The 19,827-nt window shown below is 66.2% G+C and carries 22 protein-coding genes and 1 pseudogene; 7 read left to right on the forward strand and 16 right to left on the reverse strand.

Going from position 1 to position 19,827, the window contains the following annotated elements; all coding sequences use genetic code 11:
• Nucleotides 1-184: 184 nt before the first annotated feature.
• Nucleotides 185-1,447, forward strand: a complete 1,263-nt coding sequence (gene mtnK, locus KHC24_RS21535) for an S-methyl-5-thioribose kinase (RefSeq protein ID WP_213365574.1) — start codon at nt 185-187, stop codon at nt 1,445-1,447.
• Nucleotides 1,448-1,497: 50 nt separating this feature from the next.
• On the opposite strand, the gene KHC24_RS21540 is transcribed toward mtnK, so the two are convergent.
• A complete protein-coding gene (locus tag KHC24_RS21540; RefSeq protein ID WP_213365577.1) occupies nt 1,498-1,896 on the reverse strand; it encodes a PRC-barrel domain-containing protein in 399 nt (132 codons plus the stop codon).
• A 195-nt stretch (nt 1,897-2,091) separates the two neighbouring features.
• Between KHC24_RS21540 and KHC24_RS21545 the strand changes: the two genes are divergently transcribed.
• From KHC24_RS21545 to KHC24_RS21565, 5 genes and pseudogenes are all read left to right on the forward strand, one after another.
• Nucleotides 2,092-2,736, forward strand: a complete 645-nt coding sequence (locus KHC24_RS21545; RefSeq protein WP_213365579.1) for a cytochrome b/b6 domain-containing protein — start codon at nt 2,092-2,094, stop codon at nt 2,734-2,736.
• Nucleotides 2,737-2,747: 11 nt separating this feature from the next.
• Entirely contained in the window at nt 2,748-3,539 is a 792-nt protein-coding gene (locus KHC24_RS21550; RefSeq protein WP_213365582.1) for a molybdopterin-dependent oxidoreductase, read from the forward strand.
• Between the two features lie 58 nt (nt 3,540-3,597).
• Nucleotides 3,598-5,631, forward strand: coding sequence for a hypothetical protein (locus KHC24_RS21555; protein WP_213365585.1), 2,034 nt, complete (start codon nt 3,598-3,600; stop codon nt 5,629-5,631).
• Between the two features lie 4 nt (nt 5,632-5,635).
• Entirely contained in the window at nt 5,636-6,295 is a 660-nt protein-coding gene (locus tag KHC24_RS21560; protein ID WP_213365588.1) for a 5'-methylthioadenosine/S-adenosylhomocysteine nucleosidase, read from the forward strand.
• A 163-nt stretch (nt 6,296-6,458) separates the two neighbouring features.
• Nucleotides 6,459-6,695: pseudogene (locus KHC24_RS21565) on the forward strand (patatin-like phospholipase family protein); the annotation flags it as partial.
• Between the two features lie 111 nt (nt 6,696-6,806).
• On the opposite strand, the gene KHC24_RS21570 reads toward KHC24_RS21565, so the two are convergent.
• The 4 genes from KHC24_RS21570 to KHC24_RS21585 all read right to left on the reverse strand — a co-directional run bounded on the left by KHC24_RS21570 (nt 6,807) and on the right by KHC24_RS21585 (nt 10,033).
• Nucleotides 6,807-7,613 carry an SDR family NAD(P)-dependent oxidoreductase gene (locus KHC24_RS21570; protein ID WP_213365591.1) on the reverse strand — a complete coding sequence of 269 codons (807 nt, stop codon included), beginning with the start codon at nt 7,611-7,613 and terminating at the stop codon, nt 6,807-6,809.
• Between the two features lie 81 nt (nt 7,614-7,694).
• Nucleotides 7,695-8,399, reverse strand: a complete 705-nt coding sequence (locus KHC24_RS21575) for a glutathione S-transferase family protein (protein WP_213365594.1) — start codon at nt 8,397-8,399, stop codon at nt 7,695-7,697.
• Nucleotides 8,396-9,301, reverse strand: coding sequence for a DMT family transporter (locus tag KHC24_RS21580; RefSeq protein ID WP_246547411.1), 906 nt, complete (start codon nt 9,299-9,301; stop codon nt 8,396-8,398). Before KHC24_RS21580 ends, KHC24_RS21575 begins: the two co-directional genes overlap by 4 nt.
• A gap of 78 nt (nt 9,302-9,379) precedes the next feature.
• Nucleotides 9,380-10,033: a peroxiredoxin-like family protein gene (locus KHC24_RS21585; RefSeq protein WP_213365598.1), complete on the reverse strand. Its 654-nt coding sequence runs from the start codon at nt 10,031-10,033 to the stop codon at nt 9,380-9,382.
• Between the two features lie 156 nt (nt 10,034-10,189).
• Between KHC24_RS21585 and KHC24_RS21590 the strand changes: the two genes are divergently transcribed.
• On the forward strand, nt 10,190-10,756 hold the full coding sequence (locus KHC24_RS21590) for a TetR/AcrR family transcriptional regulator (RefSeq protein WP_444979312.1): 567 nt from the start codon (nt 10,190-10,192) through the stop codon (nt 10,754-10,756).
• 23 nt (nt 10,757-10,779) lie between these two features.
• On the opposite strand, the gene KHC24_RS21595 is transcribed toward KHC24_RS21590, so the two are convergent.
• The 11 genes from KHC24_RS21595 to KHC24_RS21645 form a co-directional block, all read right to left on the reverse strand.
• Entirely contained in the window at nt 10,780-11,415 is a 636-nt protein-coding gene (locus tag KHC24_RS21595; protein ID WP_213365609.1) for an NrsF family protein, read from the reverse strand.
• 118 nt (nt 11,416-11,533) lie between these two features.
• Complete coding sequence (locus tag KHC24_RS21600) at nt 11,534-12,169, reverse strand: NrsF family protein (protein WP_213365612.1); 636 nt, start codon at nt 12,167-12,169, stop codon at nt 11,534-11,536.
• A gap of 103 nt (nt 12,170-12,272) precedes the next feature.
• Nucleotides 12,273-12,626 (reverse strand): DMT family transporter, encoded by a 354-nt coding sequence (locus KHC24_RS21605; RefSeq protein ID WP_213365615.1) that lies wholly within the window; start codon nt 12,624-12,626, stop codon nt 12,273-12,275.
• Nucleotides 12,627-12,637: 11 nt separating this feature from the next.
• Nucleotides 12,638-13,708, reverse strand: coding sequence for an NAD-dependent epimerase/dehydratase family protein (locus KHC24_RS21610; RefSeq protein WP_213365616.1), 1,071 nt, complete (start codon nt 13,706-13,708; stop codon nt 12,638-12,640).
• A 17-nt stretch (nt 13,709-13,725) separates the two neighbouring features.
• Nucleotides 13,726-14,481: a glycosyltransferase family 2 protein gene (locus KHC24_RS21615; protein ID WP_213365619.1), complete on the reverse strand. Its 756-nt coding sequence runs from the start codon at nt 14,479-14,481 to the stop codon at nt 13,726-13,728.
• Complete coding sequence (locus KHC24_RS21620; protein WP_213365622.1) at nt 14,478-15,221, reverse strand: TIGR04282 family arsenosugar biosynthesis glycosyltransferase; 744 nt, start codon at nt 15,219-15,221, stop codon at nt 14,478-14,480. The genes KHC24_RS21615 and KHC24_RS21620 overlap by 4 nt, the downstream gene beginning before the upstream one ends.
• 11 nt (nt 15,222-15,232) lie before the next feature.
• Nucleotides 15,233-16,390, reverse strand: coding sequence for a trans-sulfuration enzyme family protein (locus KHC24_RS21625; RefSeq protein WP_213365625.1), 1,158 nt, complete (start codon nt 16,388-16,390; stop codon nt 15,233-15,235).
• 271 nt (nt 16,391-16,661) lie between these two features.
• On the reverse strand, nt 16,662-17,048 hold the full coding sequence (locus KHC24_RS21630) for an HPP family protein (RefSeq protein WP_213365628.1): 387 nt from the start codon (nt 17,046-17,048) through the stop codon (nt 16,662-16,664).
• Between the two features lie 9 nt (nt 17,049-17,057).
• Nucleotides 17,058-17,828 (reverse strand): haloacid dehalogenase type II, encoded by a 771-nt coding sequence (locus KHC24_RS21635; RefSeq protein ID WP_213365631.1) that lies wholly within the window; start codon nt 17,826-17,828, stop codon nt 17,058-17,060.
• Between the two features lie 14 nt (nt 17,829-17,842).
• Complete coding sequence (locus KHC24_RS21640) at nt 17,843-19,393, reverse strand: solute symporter family protein (RefSeq protein ID WP_213365633.1); 1,551 nt, start codon at nt 19,391-19,393, stop codon at nt 17,843-17,845.
• Nucleotides 19,390-19,776, reverse strand: a complete 387-nt coding sequence (locus KHC24_RS21645; protein ID WP_213365636.1) for a DUF485 domain-containing protein — start codon at nt 19,774-19,776, stop codon at nt 19,390-19,392. Before KHC24_RS21645 ends, KHC24_RS21640 begins: the two co-directional genes overlap by 4 nt.
• Between the last annotated feature and the right edge of the window lie 51 nt (nt 19,777-19,827).

The following is a 19,827-nucleotide window of genomic DNA, read 5'->3' on the forward strand; positions in this document are numbered from 1 at the left end:
TCGTGTTTCCGCGCCTGCTTGTTACAGGGCTCACCCATTCGGGTCGCGGCAGGCGGGAGGCGCGCGCGCGGCTCGGTTCACGAAGCCGTGATTGCTGTAATGCGGGCAGCCGCTCCGCCGTACCGCTTATGCGAAGGACAGCAGGGACTCTGTCGGCCTTCGCATAAGGGACGCGGAGACCGGAATGCTCACTCATTCGCCTTACGAGCCGCTGCATGCGAATACCCTGGCCAATCGGCTGGGCGGTCTGCCGGAAATGACGGAGCGTATCGGGCCGGCAACTCAGTGGCGGGTATGCGAGATCGGCGACGGCAACCTCAACCTTGTCTTCATTGTCGAGGGAGCGACCGGGTCGGTGGTCGTGAAGCAGGCGCTGCCCTATGCGCGGGTGGTCGGCGAAAGCTGGCCGATGTCGCTCGACCGATCCTTCTTCGAGCACGAGGCCTTGTTGCGTCTGGGCCGCCGCGATCCGGGCCGGCTGCCGCAGCTTTATTATTTCGATCGCCACCAGGCGATCCAGGTCATGGAGCACCTCCGCCCGCACATCATCCTGCGCAAGGGATTGATGGCGGGCGACCGTTTTCCGCTCATGGGCGAGCAGCTCGGGCGCTATCTCGCGCGGACGCTGTTCCGGGGGTCCGATTGGGCGATGAATACCGCGCAGCGGAAGGCGGATCTCGCTTTGTTTGCTGGCAATGTGGAACTGTGCGGCATCACCGAAGACCTGTTCTTCACCGATCCGTTTCATGACTGCGCGCGCAACAGCCATAGCCCAGCGCTTGACCGCACCGTCGCGACCATCCGCGCCGACCGCGATCTCAAGCTCGCCGCCCTCGAACTGAAGGCACGCTTCTGCGGCAGTGCCCAAACATTGCTGCACGGCGATCTGCATACCGGGTCGATCATGGCCTGCGCGGACGACACCCGCGTCATCGACGCGGAGTTCGCCACCTATGGGCCGATGGGCTTCGACATCGGCTCGCTGCTCGCCAATCTGTGGATGGCGGTTTTCGCCCAACCCGGACTTCGGCCGGACAATGAGGAGGCGCGCGCCTATCGCCTCTGGATCCTCGACACGGCTGAGACGATCTGGAACATCTTCGTCGAGGAGTTCACGCGGCTGTGGCGGTGCGAACGCAACGGCATTCTCGGCGGCCGGGAGCTGTTCGAGGATCAGGCCGACGCTGTCGGCAGCGAACTCGCCCTGAACTCGATGATTGACGGCATCTGGCGTGACGCCGTCGGCTTCGCCGGCATCGAGATGCATCGCCGCATTCTCGGCCTCGCTCATATACCGGAATTCGAGACGATCACCGACGAGGCGCTGCGCGCCTGCTGCGAGCATCGGGCGCTGAGGGCCGGACGGGTTCTCGCGGTCGAGCGCGGACGTTTCGCTGCCATCGGGCAGGTGCGCACGCTCATCGCAAGGCTGGAGGGCGACCTATGACGGGCAGGCGGCCCTCCGGCGCATGTGGGTGGCTGAATGGCCGGCGCGGATCAGCGGCGGGAAATGGCGATACGGATGATGTCGTCGGGAGGGATCGGTGTGCCTTCGCCGTCCTTCCACGTCGGAAGGTTCGGAAAATCCTCCCGCGGCAGGTCCAGCACGTTCAGGTGCCGGGCGAGGATGGCCACGGTTTCGATCGGCACGCCGACCGGGCGCCCACCATATCCGAACCAGCCGCCGAACGGCATCACCAGCACGACGTGCCCGTCGGGGGTGCGCACGACTTCCTTCACGTGCCCCAGCACGCGGTCGTCGAAATCCTGCATCGGCAACCCAATCAGGTCGCCGACCCGGACCTTCTGCGGGAAGCGGCGCTCCATCCGCTGCTGCGGCGTGAACCCGTCCTGCTCCGGTCCAGGCTGAGTATGCGCTCCGCCTTCCGCGCGCATCGGCTTCGTCTCTTCGGCATGGGTAGCCCCGGGCATGCCGCCCAGAAGCAGAATTCCAAGCAGAGAATAAGCTAGTTCTCGACGCATGATGGCTGTCCCCTTCGATGAATTGGATGAGACGTGTAATGTTAAATTGTGTAATCATCAAGTAAATTTCGCATCATATTCTATTAAATATGACAAAGGGGATAGATAATGAAGAAAATGCACCCTGTTGCCATCAGGATCATGCATTGGACCAACGCGATTGCCATGGTCATCATGATCATGAGCGGCTGGAAGATCTACAATGACGAGGTCATTTTCGGGTTTCTTCACTTTCCCGATGCGATCACGCTCGGCCCTTGGGCCCAGCACGGCCTGCAATGGCACTTTTTCGGCATGTGGGTCCTGGGGCTGAACGGCCTCGCCTATCTCGTCTATGGCCTTGCCACTGGTCGGTTCCGCCGCCTGCTGCTGCCGATTTCGCCGCGCGAGGTCATCCGCGAGGCGCTGGCCGCATTGAGCTTCCGCCTGCAGCATGCCGACCTCACGCATTACAATGCGGTCCAGAAAACGCTCTATGTCGGGGTGATTCTGGTGATCATCCTGCAGGTGATTTCCGGTCTGGCGATCTGGAAGCCCGTGCAGTTCTCCTTCCTGACAGCGCTTTTCTACGACTTTCAAGGCGCGCGGCTCGCGCATTTCTTCGGCATGACGGCGATCTGCCTGTTCATGGTCGTGCATGTCGCCCTCGCATTGCTGGTGCCGAAGACGTTGCTCGCCATGGTCACTGGCGGGCCGCGTGTCGACGAAGACCCGGCCGCCCGCGTGCCATCGGCCCACGCCTCGAACATGTGAGAGATCGAGCCATGTCCATCCTTCGGCGCCCGACTTCGCTGTTCCGCCCGCGCCGCGGTCCAAATCAGAGCCTGCTCACGGAAAACCGCGCCCTGATCGAGGATATCGACCGGCGCAAGCTGCTGCGCGGGGCCGTCAGCCTCGGTGCGCTGTCCATGCTCACCGGCTGCGACATCGCCGAGCAGAGCCAGGTGCAGAGCGCGTTGCGCTCGGTCTCTTCCTTCAACGACTGGGTACAGGCCAAGATCTTCGATCCGAACAAGCTGGCACCGACCTATTCCGTCGATCAGGTGGTCAAGCCGCCCCGCTTCAACGCCTATTACGAGATCGAGAACGTCAAGCCGGTCGATCTTGCCAGCTGGAAGCTGGAGCTGAGCGGGCTCATCACCGACAAGCGGCCTTGGGGCCTCGACCAGATCTCTGCCCTTCCCGAGCAGGAAGTGATCATCAAGCACATCTGCGTCGAGGGCTGGGACTATATCGGCCAGTGGTCGGGGCCTAATCTCCGGCAGTTCCTGACGCAGATCGGCGCTGACCTGTCGGCCAAATACGTCGCCTTCCATGGTCAGGACGACTATATGGAGAGCATCGATATGGCCTCCGCCCTGCACCCGCAGACCATCCTCGCCACCAAATATGCCGGCGAGCCGATCACCGATCCGTTCGGCGCGCCGCTGCGCCTGCGCACTGCCGTGAAGCTGGGCTTCAAGAACCCCAAATGGATCCGGGCGATCGAGGTGACGAACACCTATCAGGAGGGGTTCTGGGAGAAGCAGGGCTTCAACTGGTTCAGCGGCCTGTGAGCGCGAAGAAAGGGACCGCGCGGCGGCTTCTCGGTCCCGGCCGCGCGGCGGCGGCGCCATGATGTTCTCGTTCGGATCGGCCTTGCTGGCCGCTGTCGTCGGCCTCGTTTTATGGACGGGCGCGGGCTATGTGCTGGCGCGCGCTGTCGGCTTCGGCCGTTCCGTGGCGCTACCACTCGCACCCGCTCTCGGCTGGACCGTGCTGAACGCCCTGGCGCTGGAAATCTCGCGGTGGGCCGGCATCCCGCTCCTCGGCACCCTGGGCGCACTTGTCCTGATAGCCGGCGGCTGTCTGCTGCATAACACGAACGTCGTCGAGCCGCCGGACGACACGCCTGCCATGCCCGTCTGGATGTTCCTCGCCGCCGCCATCGTCGCGCTGGCGCCGGCGATGGCCGTGGCGCCGAAGGAGACGCAAGCCGGCATCGCCCTGTCCCCGGCGATCTTCGATCACTCCAAGATCGCGCTCATCGATGCGATGGTCCGGGACGGGGTGCCGCCGGTCAATCCGTTCTACGGCCCACCGGGCGAGCCGGCGGGCGTCGCCTATTACTATCTCTGGCACTTCGGCGCCGCCCAGCTTGCCGGCCTCACGGGTGCTCGTGGGTGGGAAGCGGATGCCGCGGCAAGCTGGTTCACGGCATTCTCCACGCTGATGCTGATGGCCGCCCTGGCGATGCGCTTCGCGCGCACGCCGCTGGCACCGGCGCTCGCCATCGCACTCTGTGTCACCGGGTCGCTGCGCCCGGTACTGGAAGCGGCGATCGGGGAAGAACGGCTCGCGGGCGTTCTGCGTCCGGCTACCGGCTTTGCCGGGTGGCTGTTCCAATCGAGCTGGAGCCCGCACCATGTCGCGGCAGCCGGAGCGCTGGTGATCGCCACGCTTCTGGCGGTAAGGCTCGCCACAAGCCCAAGGACGCTGACCGCCATCGTGCTGGGGCTGGTGGTGGCCGGGGCCTATCAAAGCTCGATCTGGGTCGGCGGCGTCGTGTTGGCCCTCGCCATGCTGGCGCTGCTGCCCCTGCTGCTGCCCCGCGTCCCTCCGGGCGGCCTGCCGCGCTTTCTTCTCGCCGCGCTCGTCGCGGCGGCTCTGGCGCTGCTGCTCGCCACTCCGCTTCTGGTCGAGCAATATCACGCGGGCATCATGCGCGGAGGTGGCAGCCCCGTCGCGATCTCGCCCTTGCCGGTTCTCGCCGAGAGCGCCGCCGGGCGCTTCGGGCGCGTGCTCGATCTTCCGGCCTATTGGCTGGTGCTGCTGGTCGTCGAGTTCCCGCTGATCTATCCCGTGGGCGCGGTGGCGCTCTGGCGGCTGGCCTCGCGGCGTGATGCACGCACGCTTTCAGGCCGCGAGGCGCGGGCACTTGGGGTGCTGACGCTGGTCAGCCTTGCCGCGAGCTGGCTGCTGGTCAGCACGGTCGGCGACAATAACGACCTCGGCTGGCGCGCGGTGTTGCCGGGGCTCATGGTGCTGACGGCAGCGGCTGGGGCAGGTCTTACGCGCCTCGTGGAACGGCGCGGCCGGGTGGTTCCGGGACTTGCGCTCGCCGGCTTCGCAGCGAGCCTCATAGGCGGGGCCGTCATCGCCGCCGGCAATGCGCGGGGCGAGATATCCTCTGATGCCGCCTGGTTCGCGCGCGCCCCCGCCATGTGGGCCGCGGTACGGCGGCATGCGCCGGCGGGAGCGCGGGTGGCGAACAATCCCGCGCTGTTCGCCACCATGACGCCGTGGCCGGTCAACATCTCCTGGGCGCTGCTGGCCGATCGCCGGTCCTGTTTCGCCGGCAATGAACTGGCGATTGCCTTCGCGCCACTCTCGCGGCAACAGCGTGGCGCGATATCCGACCAGTTCCTGCGGGTTTTCGCCGGCGAGGGGTCAGCGGACGATCTGCGTGCGTTGGCCGATACCAATGGATGCGATGTCGTCCTGGTCACCGCCCGCGACGGTGCCTGGGCGCGCGACCCGTTCGCGGAAAGCCCGCTTTATCATCTGGTCGAGACCGAGCCCGAGGCTTGGCGTGTGTACGTCGCGACGCCCCTCTCAAGCGATCCGGCGCGGCCGGCGTCTTCCACCACACCGCAGGGCAGCCAATAGCGCCATGGACGATCCCCGCCAGCACATCCTTTCCATCGGGCAGGCCCGTGTGCTCTTTGTCATGGCGACGACGCACGAGTACGGGCCGGCGTTGCGCGCGCGGATCAATCCGCTGATCAGCGGAGTCGGACCGGTCGAGGCGGCGGTCGCGACGGCGACGGCACTGGCGCGGCTCGACCATGCCGGGCAATTGCCGGATCTCGTGTTTACCCTCGGATCTGCCGGATCGCGGCGGCTCGATCACGCCGGCATCTATCAGATGGCCAGTGTGAGTTACCGGGACATGGACGCCTCGCCCCTCGGTTTCGAGAAGGGGGTGACACCGTTCCTCGACGAACCGGCGCATACTCCGATCACCTATCGCATAGAGGGCGTGCCCGCCGCCTCGCTGGCCACCGGCGCGTCGATCGTGTCGGGCGCGAGCTACGAGGCGATCGATGCCGACATGGTCGATATGGAGAGTTACGCCGTGCTCCGCGCCGCCCGGCGCTTCGGCCTGCCGACCATCGGCCTGCGCGGCATCAGCGATGGCCGTCGCGAGCTCGGCGGCTTCGAGGACTGGACGGAATATTTGCAGGTCATCGACCACAAGCTCGCCAGTGCGCTCGACGTGTTTTCGCGTCAAGTTGGCGAGAGCTCCATCGGAAATGGTACGTTTTCCTAGGAACGAAAGTCGATCCTACAGCGTTCGATTGCATCACGAATCTGAGAGGCATGTAATTTCTAGAAACGTTGCGCCGAATACATGACAGGTTCTCCATGAAAATCTGGAGAGGCTCGGAAAATATCTTCGTTATTGGCGCAATCGTTACTCGGGATTTTGCAAAATGGATCATCCAAACCCTGCCGGCACACCCCCCTGGGCGTCGATTGGGGATTCCGCCGGCCAGATCGTCCTGGTGCTGCAGGGGGGCGGCGCCCTCGGCTCGTATCAGGCCGGCGTCTGTCAAGCGCTGCACGGGGCGGGCATCGAACCGGACTGGATGATCGGCACCCCGATCGGTGCCATCAATGCGAGCCTCATCGCCAGCAATGCGCGGGACGACCGGCTCCCACGGCTTGAGCTTCCTCCTTGCCGGGCAGTGCCTTGAGTTCCACGGAGGGACGATACGCTGGTCATGATAGTCCCCCAAGGAGCCTTGGCGCGAAGGGCACAGCCCCTTCGATCGCAGTTTTCATAGTGCCGAGTGATCCCGCACGGCCTCTTCCAGTGCCGCCTTCAGCCCAAGAAACCGTTCGTCGATAGCCGCGGGATTTTCACGGTTGAGGGCGATCATCTGCGCGCGGGTCTCACCACCGCGAATGACCTCGAAGGCATCCGTTTCGAGGCCGTCGGCAATGGCCTCGGCGACGGCGGAGGCCGGCTCGCGGGCAAAGCCGAGATCGGGGCCGGCGCGGTTCGACGTCATCATCGGCGTGTCGGTTCCGCCGGGATAAGCGGTGAGCACGTGGATGCCCTCACCCTTCAGCTCGCGCCGAAGCGACTCGCCAAAGCGCGCGAGGCCAGCCTTCACGGCGGCGTAGGTCGCATAGAAGGGCGCGCCAACCAGGGCAATGCCGGAGGCGACATTGACGACCGTCGCGTCGCCGCTCTGCCGCAGCGCCGGCAAGGCGGCGCGGGTCAACAGGATCGGCGCCACGAGATCGACATCGATCATCGCCTGCAGTTCCGCCTCGGGCGTATTCTCGAGCCGTCCGGCACGGACACCGCCGGCATTGTTGACGAGGACATCGAGACCGCCAAGGGCAGCGAGTGCCCCGTTGAGCGTCGCGACCCGGCCTTCTGCCGAGGCCACGTCCGCGACAATGCCGTGGGCGGTGAAGCCCTGCGCCTTCAATTCCTGCAGGGCCTGCGCGACGCGGTCAGCCCGCCGGCCGCTAATGGCGACCCGCGCGCCTCGGGCGAGAAGGGCGCCGGCGAGGGCAAGGCCGATGCCGCTGGAGCCGCCGGTGATCAGAACGCGCTTGTCTTCAATCTTCATGGCGTCACCGCTTGATTGTGATGGATCTGAGGTTCGAGGGTGCGCGCTCGCGCGTCGAACCCTGTTGCAGGCCCTTACCCTTCACGCGGCGGGCGGATAGTTCGACGGGAAAAGGGCACGCCGGGTTTCCTCGTCGCTGGTCATCTTGAACGGGTGATCCTTGCCGACCTTGCGGGCACGCGCGGCGGCGGGCCGTGCGTCGATCGTCTCGAACAGCCGCTTAAGGTGGGGGAAGGGGCCGAGCGGGTCATCCTCACCCTTGCGCACCCGCCCCGCACGGGCGAGCCATCCCCACGCCGATACATCCGCGATGGTATAGGCATCACCCATGATGAATTCCCGTCCAGCCAGACGATCATTCAGCACCTGGTAGTGGCGCTCAGCTTCGCGCCGGTAGCGGTTTTTGGAGTACGCCTCGCCTTCCGGTGTGACGAACTGGAAATGGACGGCCTGGCCCGAGAACGGCCCGAGCCCACTGCCGAGGAACATGAGCCAGGACAGCATCTCCGGCCGGTCTTCCGGCCGACCGAGGAAGGTGCCGGTCTTTTCCGCCAGATAGAGAAGGATGGCGGTCGAATCGAAGACGGTTACTTCCCGCCTGCCTGCGCCTTCCGTATCGACGATGGCCGGCACCTTGCCGTTGGGGTTGATCGCCCGAAACGCCGGCGTGTGCTGCTCGCCCTTGCTGGTGTCGACCGGGACCATCTCATAGGGCAGGCCGGCTTCTTCGAGGAACAGCGCGATCTTGGCGGGATTGGGCGTCGGGTGGAAATAGAACCGGATCATTGGGGGCTTCCTTCTGTTCGCGCAATCGCAGGCGCAGCCGGTTTCGGGGTCGGGCGCGACGCGAGCACCACCCCGGCGATGATGAGCGCGATCGTCGCGGTCTCGGTCGGCGAGGGCATTTCCCCGAGCAGGGGCACGGCGAGCAGCGACGCGCCGGCGGGCACGAGCGCGATGATGGCGGTGGCCGCTCCCGCGCCGAGCAGCGAGACGGCGCGATTGAAGGTGATCACAGCCACGCTGCTCATAAGCACGCCCTGATAGCCGGCCTGGAGGGCAATCTCGCCCGCCGACGCCTGCGCGAAGCGGCTCACTCCCAACCCGAGATAGAGCGGCAGCAGCAGGGCCGAGGACCAGAGGCAGATCAGCGCGGCAGCCTGCATCGGCGTGCGACCGCTCCGGCTGAACAGAAGCGTGTAGATCGCCCACATGCCGGCGGCGGCGGCCAGGGCCGCGAATCCCGCCATGGTGCGCAGGCCGTCGCCGCCCGGGTCGATGGCGAGGAGACCGGCGAGGCCGGCGACGATCGCGGCGTAGCCGGTGAAGCGCGACGAAATGGGGCGTTGCCTGAACATCGCCCAGCCGATAAGGCCCGCAAAGACCGGCATGAGGGTTGGTGCGACCGAGGCGGCCCGTCCTGCCGATGTCAGCTGAATGCCCAGCGCCACGAGCAGAACGAAGGGCAGGCCCCATAGCAGGGCGAAAACGAACCCCTCGCCCCAGGCCGCGCGAGGCAGGGTTCTGCCCTTGCCGAATAGGGCCGGCGACAGGATCAGCGCCCCGATCCCGAAGCGGAGCGCCGCAATATCCCAGATGCCCAGTTCGCGGGTGACGCTGAAACGCGTCACCACGAACCAGCCGGAGAATATGGTGACGGTGAGCGCTGCCCACAAAAGGCCGGTCAACCGGCCTGCGGCGAGGGATGTTGCGCGAGACGAGCGGGGCTCGGAATGCGCGGCCGATGATTGTGGGGCGGGCATGATTCAGGCTCGCGGGAGCGCATGCAGCGCAGCCAATATCGTCTCGGGAGAAAGCCGGTTTCGGTAATCGACATCGAGGCCGACCGCCGCGACACGCCGATTCCGTCCGACGACATAAGTGGCAGGTACCGGCAATTCCCAGCTGTCGTCACCGTTGAGCTCGGGCAGGAATTTGCCGTTCGATCGCAGAGCGTCACGCAGTTCGGTGGCAAGAGAGAAGACAAGACCGTATCGGCGCGCGACGTGGTTTCCCACGTCGCTGAGCACGTCAAAGGTCAGCGCGTTCTTCTCCGCAACATCAAGCGACCCGTCCGGTCGCTGGGGCGAAATGGCGAGAAGGCGAGCGCCGTGTGCCGCGATCTGCGGCTGAATGGCCTGATAGGCGCGGAGCTGGAGGTTGCAATAGGGACACCAGCCGCCACGGTAGAAGGTGACCACCGCCGGGCCGGACCGCAGAAGCTCGCTCAACGTCACAACGCCGCCGGCCGCGCTGGGGAGCGTGAAATCAGGCGCCTCGTCGCCCATGCCGATGGCCTCGTCGACGGCGAAGCTGGCGCGCAATTCCTCGATCTTGGCTTCGTAGAGAGCCGGCCGGCCCGCCGGCGCGGTACGAGCGAACTCGGCCTTGAACGCCGCGAGGTCGTGATCCAGAGACATGGGGCGTCTTTCGGCTCGGTCGGTGAGAAAGCGAGCGTTTCGTATTTTAGTTCGATCGTTCTATAATGCGCTCATGCGCGAATGATGGCAAGGTGCCCGCAGAGCGAACGGACGGACGAAAGAATGGCCAGGCCGAGGGAATTCGATGAGGGAGCGGTGCTCGACGCCGCCGTCCATTGCTTCTGGAGCCGCGGCTACGAGGCAACCTCGGTTCGCGATCTCATCGAGAGCACGGGGCTGACCGGAGCCAGCATCTACAATGCGTTCGGCGACAAGCGGGCCTTCTATCGCAAGGCGCTCGCCCACTACGTTCAGGAAAGCATTGCGGATCGCATCCGGCGGTGTGAAGGCATGGAGCCGCGCGCGGCCATCGGCGCATTCTTCGCCGAGATTCTCAAGCGCTCGCTGAGCGACCCGGATCACAAGGGCTGCATGTTGGTGAACGCCGCATTGGAAGTCGCACCGCATGACACGGAGTTCAACGACGAGGTGGCCGGCGTCCTCGCGCTGATTGAAGCCTTCTTCCTCGGGCGCGTTGCCGCCGGACAGGCCGACGGCACGATCACCGCAACTTTGGCAGCTGAGGATCTCGCCCGCCATTTGCTCGGCGTCTTGATGGGTGTACGCGTGCTAGCGCGTGTGCGACCGGAAAGAGCGATGCTCGAGGGCGTGATCAGCGGTGCTTTCGCCCTTCTCGATGGCGGCGCGGATCGGGCCGCATAGGCTTACGCGATCGCCCCGTCACGTCACCACGTCAGGAAGCGCCGGCCGAGGCCATAGCCCGCCGCCGACACCGTGGTGAAGGCTATTGGATACCACAAGGCAACGAAGAGCGGGCTGTCGTCGTCGCAATTGGCGGCATAGAACGTCGCGGCGATGGCTGCGGCGCCGAGTCCGGCGACGGCGCCCGTCAGGCCCGGCTGGGTGGGTGCACCGTGGCGTAGCGCGGCGATGAGGCAGGTGAGCGGCCCCAGCGACAGCAACGGGATCAGGGTGAGACAGAACCGGGCATTGTGGCCGATCATGCGCGCCTCCCATGTCTCGGAGGGAATCGCCGCCAATTCGAGGGCCACCGCGCCCGCGAGCAGTATGGGAGCTATGGCCAGCGCTTTCAGGGCCTGGCCGCGCCGAGCGCCGGGACACGACATCGCCAATGCGAGGCCGGTGGCTCCCACGGCAAGAGAGATCGTTATTACAAACTTGAAAAGAAACCGGACCGTTTCCAGCGCGTGGACGAAATCCGTTCGAACCCCGATGAACGAACAAAAAGCCAGTGCTGAAACCAGGACCCCACCGATCACCGCGATCAGGAAGACGGTACGATAGGGCCAATGAGGGGTTGCGTCCTGCGCCAGAAGCTCGATGAGTTCATCGGTCTTCACATCAGCCTCCCGCATCGCGCCCATGCCAGGAGATACGCGGAACCATGCGCTTTCGTTACACTCCTGTCGGCGCCTCAAGTGAGGACAGGGCCGATGGGGCGTTCTCAGAACGACATGGCTACCAGCGCAGCAGCCTTCGGCCGCCCGCATAGCCGGCAAGCGTCATCGCCAGTATGCCCAGGCTGTACCAGACGGCGACGAAGAGCGGGCTGTCATCCGGGCAGTGCGCCGCGTACCAGGTCGCACCGATCGCGCCTGCCGCCAATCCGGCCCATGCCCCGGTGCGACCGGGGTGGGTCGGCGCGCCCCGGCGAAGCACGAACAGCAGGCACAGCAGGGGGCCCATTGCCAACATGGGGATGGTCCGTAGGCAGAAAGCAGCGTTATGGCCGACCAGATTGGTCATCCAGAGCTCGGAGGGAAGCACATAGAGTTCACTTGCGATCGCACCGACCGCAAGTGCCGATGCAGCAACGACGAGCCATCGCCAGACGCCACTGCCGGCGGCCGGCTGCGCCAGCGCCAGCGCCACCCCCGCCGCGCCCATCGCCAATGGCAGCATCAGTGCGAATTTGAGCGGGAAACGGAAGTTCTCGGCCGCCTGCACGAGGTTCGGCCGCAGACCGACCGTCGTGAAGAACAGCACACCGGCGAGGACAATGCCGCAGCACAGCGCAGCGATGTAAAGCGTACGGAACGGCCATTGCGGCGCCGCGTCCTTGGCGAGCAGATCAATGAGATCGTCCGTTTTCATGTTCGCACTCCCGATGCGCGGATGGGTTCTCCCCGCCCGTGCCTTCGCGATGTCTCAGGGGATCTCGGCGGATCACCTAGATAGGCTCAGCGAGGAAATCCCGCTAGCTCCGCGCCAATACGAACACACCAACAAGGATGATGCCGATCCCGGTCGCGCGGGCGGGCGACATCGGTTCCCCAAGCCACTGCCAGCCCGCCAGCGCCACCAGTACGAATCCAAGTGCGAGGAAAGGATAGGCAAAGGAGACCTCGATGCGGCCCAGGACGTAGAGCCACGTAAGAAGGCTGAATCCGTAGCAGGCCAGCCCCGCCAGAATGGCGGGGCGGAATGCCAGCTCCGCGAAGCCGGCGAGCACCGAAGCGCTCCCCGACTGGACGGCGGATCTTGCCCCGATCCGCAGCAATATCTGCGCGAGCGCGTTGAGGGCGACGCTGGCCAGAATCAGGCCGATCACAGAGTTCCGCGTCATGCCAGCGCCGTGCGCGGTCGCGCCGGTTCTTCCCCCGACAGGGCGGCCAGTTCGGTCATGCCATCGGCGAAACCGACCGCAGGCGTCCAGCCGAGCTCGCGCCGCAGCCGGGACGAATCGGCGGTTATGTGGCGGACATCGCCGAGCCGGTACTGGCCGGTCACAATCGGCGCCGGGCCGTCCAGCGCACGCGCCAGCGCGTGCGCCATGTCGCCCACGGTGCGTGGGGTGCCGGAGCCGACATTGTAGGCTCGCACGCCTTCGACCGGCCGCTCGCAGGCACGCACGGTCGCGGCCGCCACGTCCCGCACATGCACGAAGTCGCGCCGCTGCCGGCCGTCCTCGAACACCCGCGGCGCCTCGCCTCGCCGCAGCGCGGAGGTGAAGATCGAGGCGACACCGGCATAGGGCGTGTCGCGCGGCATGCCGGGACCGTAGACATTGTGGTAGCGCATCATCGCCGCCGAGCCGCCCGTCGCCCGCGCCCAGTTGGCGGCGTAGAATTCCTGCGCCGCCTTGCTGGTCGCATAGGCGTTGCGCGGGTCGAAAGACGTCTCCTCATCCACCAGCCCTACGGCGAGCGGGCGGGCGCAGATCGGGCAGGGCGGCTCGAAATCACCGGCGGCGAGTGCGCTTTCAAGCCGTGGGCCGGGCCGCACGGAGCCATGCTCGGGGCAGCGGCCGAAGCCCTCGCCATACACCACCATCGAACTGGCCAGCGTCAGTCGCGACACGTCCGCGCGCGCCATGGCGGCGAGCAGTTCGGCGGTGCCGACGTCATTGGAGGACGCATAGTCCGGCATGTCGCCGATATCGACGCCAAGGCCGACCTTGGCGGCTAGATGGATGACGGCATCGACCCCGTCCACAGCCTTCGCCACAAAGGCCGCGTCGCGCATATCCCCCACCCATGCTTCAACGCCGCGGGGTGTCGTCCATGCGGCGCCGGAACGATGCACGTCCGGCCGCAGGGAATCGAGCGCCCGCACCTCATGGCCACGGTCAAGCAACTGGGCGAGTACGTGCCGGCCTATGAAGCCGGCGGCGCCGGTGAGGAGGATGTGCATGACTTTCTCCTGATCGGTCAGCGACGCGCCACGGGAACCACCGCCGGCTCGGAGCTGCGCCCCGCGCGCTGGTGTCGTGCCAGGCGTATGAAGGTGGAGGATATCTTCCAGGCCGCGCTCAGCCCGGCGGCGAGATTGCCGGAGACCTTCGACTGTCCACCGCGCCGGCAGCGATGGTCGACCGGCACTTCCAGGCAGCGCAGGCCGGCGCCCGCCGCGCGCATCTGCATTTCCAGATTCCAGCCATAGGTCTGCTCGCTCATGCCCAGCGTGAGGAGGCGGTCGGTCCGCATCGCCCGCAGCGGCGACATGTCGGTGAAGCGCACGCCATAGGTCAGGCGCAGCAGCACGCCCGCAATCCGGCCCGCCACGAGCTGCTGGGGGGTCATGGAACCGGGTTCGCGCCGTCCGCGCAGCCGCGAGCCCATGACGAAATCCGCCACGCCATCCGCCACCGGCGCGACGACCGAAGGGAGAAACGCGGGTACGTCGCTGCCATCGCCATCGAGGAAGCAGACGATATCGCTTTCGGCGCCGACCGCTGCGAGCCCGGCCGCGCAGGCGCGGCCATAGCCGCGCACCGGCTCCATCACCACGCGGGCTCCCGCGGCCGCGGCCCGCTCAGTCGTCCGGTCACGCGAGCCGTTGTCGACGACGAGCACCTCGCCGACACCCTCGGCGAGCACCTCGCGCACCACCGCTGCAATGGCTTCTTCCTCGTCCAGGCAGGGAATGACGACGGTGACGCGGCGGAGAGGGTTCGGTCCCGTCATGCCGCACCTGCCTGCGCGTGCTGCGTCGCAGCCAGGGCGGCGCGTCGGCGCCGCACGAATGCGGCGGTGCGTGCCGCGGGCTGACGCACGAGACCGGCCGGTGCGAAGGTCAGCGGCAGCCCATCCAGTTCCCGCTCCAGCAGAGCATAGGATGCTGCGTCGTCTACGTCGTACCAGGGCGCGAGTTCGACGACCGGCAGCGCAATGTCGCGGGCGCGTTCCAGCGTCAGGCGGTACACCTCCGGCGTACTCCAGGGAATGTCCGCAAACAGGTGCGGATGCGGCCGGGAGAGCCCGACAAAGGTATAGCCGCCGTCCAGCGCCGGGCTCAGCACCACCCGGTCTCCATCTTTCAACAGGTCGACCGCCTGCCGCAGCACCGCCTTCGGCAGGGTGGGGCTGTCGGAATTGACGAGGATGGCGCCTACATGTCCGAGCGCGAGCAGGTCGGCGATACCCTTGTCCAGCCGCTGGCCGAGATCGCCGTCACCTTGCAGCACGAGGCCGAAGTCGGGCGGGAGCAGCCGGGTCAACGCCCCTTCCGATCCTGCCGGCGTGTAGACGGCATAACCCTCCGCATCGCCCTCAGCGGCAAGCTCCGCGATGGTGGCGGAAAGGTCGGCAATGAAGCAGGCGGAGATTTCCGCGCATTCCTCGGGGCGCAAGGGTGGCGACAGGCGGGTCTTGGATTTGCCCGGCGCAGGCGTCTTGCAGATGATGGCCACTGCGACAGTCGACATGATCCGTATCCTCACATGTGGGTCAGAAGGTCGAGCGAGTCGGCAAGGTCGCGATACAGGTCGCTCGGGTCTTCAAGGCCAACGGAAAGCCGCAGGAGGTCGTCCGGGCAGGGCGAGCCTTCGCCTTCGATCGAGGCTCGATGCTCGATGAGGCTTTCGATGCCGCCGAAGGAGGTGGCCCGGCGCCACAGCTGGACCTGGGCGGCGGCGGTGATGGCTGCCGCGACCCCGCCACGCAGGCGCAGCGACAACATGCCGCCAAAACCATTAGGCATCTGCCGTGTGGCAACGGCGTAGCCGGGGTGGTCCGGCAGTCCGGGATAGAGGACGGCGCCAACCGCCGGGTGTCCGCGCAGCTGCTCGGCGATCCAGGCAGCGCTGCGGCTCTGTTCCTTCACGCGCAGGTCGAGCGTGCGCAGGCCGCGCGTCAGCAGCCAGGCGTCGAACGAGCCGAGCACGGCCCCCTGCTGGTCACGCATGTCCTTGATGCGCAGCCAGAGTTCCGAACGGTCAGCACTCGCCAGGGCGCCCGCGACCACATCCGAATGGCCGTTGAGATACTTTGTCGCGGAGTGCATCACGATGTCGGCGCCGAAGACGAGCGGGTTGGTCAGGACAGGCGTGGCGACGGTGGAATCGGCGCAGACCATCGCGCCGGCTCGGTGGGCGAGATCCGACACGGCGGAGATATCGGTCACGGTCCAGAGCGGGTTGCTCGGGGTTTCGATCCAGACCAAGCCAGTCTTGCCGATGCGGAGGGCGGATCGGACCTCGTCGAGCCTCGACATATCGACGAAGCTCACTTCGTGACCGTAACGATGGGCGGATTGCAACCACACGCGCAGACCCCAGTACATGTCGCGCGGCGCCACAATGTGGGTTGGTGGCAGTGCAGTGAAGACGGCCGTCGCCGCCGCCATGCCCGAGCCGAACAGCAGGGCATCCCGCGCATGTTCGAGCTCGGCGACCTGCCGCTCGGCCTGCTGGACCGTAGCGTTGTCCTTGCGGCCGTAGACGTGGCCGGAGCTGTATCCGTTATCGGGATCCCGCACATAGGTGGTGCTCATGTCGATCGAAGGTGTCAGTGCGGTCGACGGCGGCCGCCCGACGCCGAGCGCGCGAGTGGTCACGGTGCGGGGCAGAAAACGGCGGGAGGGGCGGTCGTCCATGGAACCTGCGGTTGGTAGAGCGGCCAGAGTCAAACCTGATGCGTCCCGGCCAGCGGCCGGATGTGTCATGTGTCCTCTACGCAGGGGGCCCCGACTTCGTTACAGCAGGGTTCTATTTTTTGGCGTGGCCGGCGTCCGGCACGGCGGCGGCGGCCGACGCCGGCGGATGCGTGGCATCGCCGGACCGCCGGAAGAGCGAGATCGCCTCAAGGCAGCGCGCCAGAAGCGCCGCGAGCAGGGCGCCAGTCAACACCGGCCAGAACAGGAAGCTTCAGCCCGGATGGAACTGTGCGGCGATGAGCGGGGTGATCTCCGCCGGCGGGTGAAAGCAGCGCAGCGCCATCATCAGGGCCAGCGCGATCCCGACCATGCCGGCCGTTGCGAGTTCCGAGTTCGGCAAGAGCTGGTGGCCGCATAGCGCCACCACCCCGCAAATCAGGTGACCACCGACAATGGCGCGGGTGCTGGAGGGCGGGCTGCCCGGCGCGCCGCACACGAGGACAAGGGTTGTGGCGAAGGGAAAGGCCGCCAGCGCCGTCCCGAATGTCCGCGCCACGACATGCAGGGCGAAGACCGAGGCCGTGACAAGCAGGGCGGCGGCGGCGATGCCGATCCGCTCGCGTCTGCGTGTCGTCTTGTCCCGGTACTCCCCTTGCATCGACGTGCGTCAGAAACGACTGCCAGAGGTCCGCATCGGTTCCACCTGCTCAGCGCGGACCAGCTGCCGCAATTGGGAGAGCGTCTGCACCTCGAAATCCGCCGATTCGGCGTAGGTCTCCTCCTGCATCCTGAGCGCCTTGAACATGGTCAGAGGCGTGATCGGGCGCGCCTCGAGTTCGCGCGTCAGTTTCTGCGTTGACAAACGGGCGATGCGGGCGACTCGGAAGCCGAAATTCTTCGCGCCGCCGACGTCGAAACCGTTGGACGACACGAACAGTACGTTCTCCGGCTTCACCCCGAGTGCTTCCTCCACCATCTCGTAGGCACGAGGATGGGGCTTGAAGACCGCCTTGGAATCGACGCTGATCACCTCGTCGAACAGCTCGGCAAAACCGGCATTGGCGACGAGACGCTGAAGCATGCCCGGCGCGCCGTTGGAGAGGATGGCCAGCCGGAGCGGGGCGAGGTCCTTCAGGCACTGAGCCGCGTCGGGATAAGGCAGAAGCCGGTTATAGGCGTCTGCCATCTCGGAGAGGAACGCGGCGTCTGGCTCGCGGCCGAGTGTGTTCAACGTGTAGGCCAGGGCTTCCTGCGTCACGCTCCAGAAATCCTGGTAACGCCCCATGAGCGAGCGCAGCCAGCTATATTCCAGCTGCTTCTGCCGCCAGATCTGGGTGATGTACTCGCCATATCCGGGATAGGCGCGCTCGGTCGCGTCGGCGACCGACTGGACGTCGAACAGCGTTCCATAGGCGTCGAAGACAACGGCTTTGATCATGTCATATCTCATTTTCAGTGGTGGGCGGGGCCGGTCGACGCGTCGTCGCGCAGGCCGGTATTCGCCCGGAAGATGACTTCATCGAACTGCGCTTCCGAAACCGGATCCCGCCGGGACAGAAGCGCGCCGAGGATGGCGCCGAGAAAGCCGATCGGGACGCTGGCAACGGCGGGGTTCACAATCGGAAACAGCGCGTCGGCGCCCATGAAGGCCGGCCCGATCATCGCCAGCACCACCGAGGAGACCAGCCCCGCCGTCATGCCCGCCACAACGCCGGCGGTGTTGAAGCGACGCCAGAACAGCGACAGCACGATCACCGGGAAATTCGCACTGGCAGCGATCGAGATCGCCAGGATGACCAGCACCGCGACGTTGATGCCCTGCGCCAGCAGGCCGAACAGGATGGCGAACGCGCCCACCGCCAGGGTCGCGATCCTCGCCACCTTCACCTGCTCACCCTCGCTGACCTGCCCGCCGCGCATGACGTTCACATAAAGATCATGCGCGATCGCGCTGGAGGTAGAGAGCGTCAGCGCCGCCACGACGGCCAGGATGGTGGCGAAGGCCACGGCGACCACGACGGCAAGAAAGATCTCCCCGCCAATGCTGCCGTGACCGCCTCCGAGATACTGCGCCAGCAGCGGCAAAGCGAGATTGCCACCCTTGTCGGCGGCGCGGATGACGTCCTGTCCGACCAGAGCCGCCGAGCCAAGGCCGATCAAGGTGGTCACGAGGAAGAAGGCGCCGGCGAGGAACATCAGCCACACCGCCGAGCGCCGAGCCGTCTGGGCGTCGGGGACGGTGTAGAAGCGGGTCATGACGTGCGGCAGGCCGGCGGTGCCGAAGGCGAAGCTCAGCCCGAGCGAGAGCTGGTCCAGCGGGTGCTTGAGATAGTTGCCCGGTGCCAGTATCTGCGGCCCGTAGCGCTCTTCCGCGGCCGCGAACACGGCGAGAGGATCAAAGCCGAACTGCGCGAGCAGCAGGGCGACCAGCACGATGGCGGTGCCGAGCAGCAGGACGGCCTTGATGATCTGCACCCACGTCGTGGCCAGCATGCCGCCGAACACGACATAGACGAGCATGCCGACGCCGACGCCGACGATCGAGATCGCGTAGGGCACGCCGAGCAGCAGTTTGATCAGGGCCGCCCCGCCCGCCATCTGCGGGACCAGATAGGCGAGGCTCACCACCACCGTGCCGAGCACCGCCGCCAGCCGGGCCTGCGGGCGCTGCATGCGGAAGGCGATGACGTCACCGAGCGTGAAACGGCCGGTGTTGCGGATCGGCTCGGCCACCAGCATCAGGATGGCGAGGAAGGCGACGAGCGCGCCAGCGGCATAGAGCGACCCGTCCATGCCATAGAGTGCGGCGAGGCCGGAGAAGCCGAGGAAGGCTGCCGCGCTCATCCAGTCACCGGCGAGCGCGAAGCCGTTCTGCACCGGCCCGAGATTGCCATGCGCGGTATAGAAATCGCTGGCGGTGCGGGTGCGCTGCGCGGCCCAATAGGTGATGCCGAGGGTGATCGCGATGATCACCACGAAGATGGAGAGCGAGAGCAGTTTCATCGCGTGCCCTCCCGCATGGCGGCGTGGCGGGCGGCGGCGGCGAGCGGGTCGAAGATGCGATGGGCCGCGAGCGTGTAGAGCAGGGCGGCGCCCCAGGTCACGAGATAGATGGCGATGACAAGCACATAGCCGACATTCAGCGCGCCGAAGGCTTTGGCGGACATGAACGGGCGGGCATAGCCGGCCAGCAGCAGTGTCAGAAAGAAGAAGCCGAGCGAGAGGCCGAGCAGCCAGCCGATGATCTGGCGCTTGGTCTGGATCAGGCGGCGGAAGGTCGTACCTTCGGTCCGCGCACGCCACTCGGGCATGCGGGGCGTGAGAGCGGAGGAGGGCGGCGAAGTCCCCATGGCCGGTGCGCGCACCGGGACGGACTGGATTGTCATTCGGCGTTTCCTTTGGTCTTGTTATGGGCCTTTGTCCTGCGGAGTGGCGCC

This window comes from Ancylobacter defluvii, assembly GCF_018390605.1.
Lineage (GTDB): Bacteria > Pseudomonadota > Alphaproteobacteria > Rhizobiales > Xanthobacteraceae > Ancylobacter > Ancylobacter defluvii.

What these genes read in the sequence shown, in the direction of transcription:
- KHC24_RS21600 (WP_213365612.1), bottom strand. Translation starts at nt 12,169, where the DNA reads ATGAAAACGGACGATCTCATTGATCTGCTCGCCAAGGACGCGGCGCCG.
- KHC24_RS21615 (WP_213365619.1), bottom strand. Translation starts at nt 14,481, where the DNA reads ATGACGGGACCGAACCCTCTCCGCCGCGTCACCGTCGTCATTCCCTGC.
- KHC24_RS21560 (WP_213365588.1), top strand. Translation starts at nt 5,636, where the DNA reads ATGGACGATCCCCGCCAGCACATCCTTTCCATCGGGCAGGCCCGTGTG.
- KHC24_RS21540 (WP_213365577.1), bottom strand. Translation starts at nt 1,896, where the DNA reads ATGCGCGCGGAAGGCGGAGCGCATACTCAGCCTGGACCGGAGCAGGAC.
- KHC24_RS21645 (WP_213365636.1), bottom strand. Translation starts at nt 19,776, where the DNA reads ATGACAATCCAGTCCGTCCCGGTGCGCGCACCGGCCATGGGGACTTCG.
- KHC24_RS21570 (WP_213365591.1), bottom strand. Translation starts at nt 7,613, where the DNA reads ATGAAGATTGAAGACAAGCGCGTTCTGATCACCGGCGGCTCCAGCGGC.
- mtnK (WP_213365574.1), top strand. Translation starts at nt 185, where the DNA reads ATGCTCACTCATTCGCCTTACGAGCCGCTGCATGCGAATACCCTGGCC.
- KHC24_RS21555 (WP_213365585.1), top strand. Translation starts at nt 3,598, where the DNA reads ATGATGTTCTCGTTCGGATCGGCCTTGCTGGCCGCTGTCGTCGGCCTC.
- KHC24_RS21635 (WP_213365631.1), bottom strand. Translation starts at nt 17,828, where the DNA reads ATGATCAAAGCCGTTGTCTTCGACGCCTATGGAACGCTGTTCGACGTC.
- KHC24_RS21545 (WP_213365579.1), top strand. Translation starts at nt 2,092, where the DNA reads ATGAAGAAAATGCACCCTGTTGCCATCAGGATCATGCATTGGACCAAC.
- KHC24_RS21630 (WP_213365628.1), bottom strand. Translation starts at nt 17,048, where the DNA reads ATGCAAGGGGAGTACCGGGACAAGACGACACGCAGACGCGAGCGGATC.
- KHC24_RS21610 (WP_213365616.1), bottom strand. Translation starts at nt 13,708, where the DNA reads ATGCACATCCTCCTCACCGGCGCCGCCGGCTTCATAGGCCGGCACGTA.
- KHC24_RS21585 (WP_213365598.1), bottom strand. Translation starts at nt 10,033, where the DNA reads ATGTCTCTGGATCACGACCTCGCGGCGTTCAAGGCCGAGTTCGCTCGT.
- KHC24_RS21640 (WP_213365633.1), bottom strand. Translation starts at nt 19,393, where the DNA reads ATGAAACTGCTCTCGCTCTCCATCTTCGTGGTGATCATCGCGATCACC.
- KHC24_RS21620 (WP_213365622.1), bottom strand. Translation starts at nt 15,221, where the DNA reads ATGTCGACTGTCGCAGTGGCCATCATCTGCAAGACGCCTGCGCCGGGC.
- KHC24_RS21575 (WP_213365594.1), bottom strand. Translation starts at nt 8,399, where the DNA reads ATGATCCGGTTCTATTTCCACCCGACGCCCAATCCCGCCAAGATCGCG.
- KHC24_RS21550 (WP_213365582.1), top strand. Translation starts at nt 2,748, where the DNA reads ATGTCCATCCTTCGGCGCCCGACTTCGCTGTTCCGCCCGCGCCGCGGT.
- KHC24_RS21625 (WP_213365625.1), bottom strand. Translation starts at nt 16,390, where the DNA reads ATGGACGACCGCCCCTCCCGCCGTTTTCTGCCCCGCACCGTGACCACT.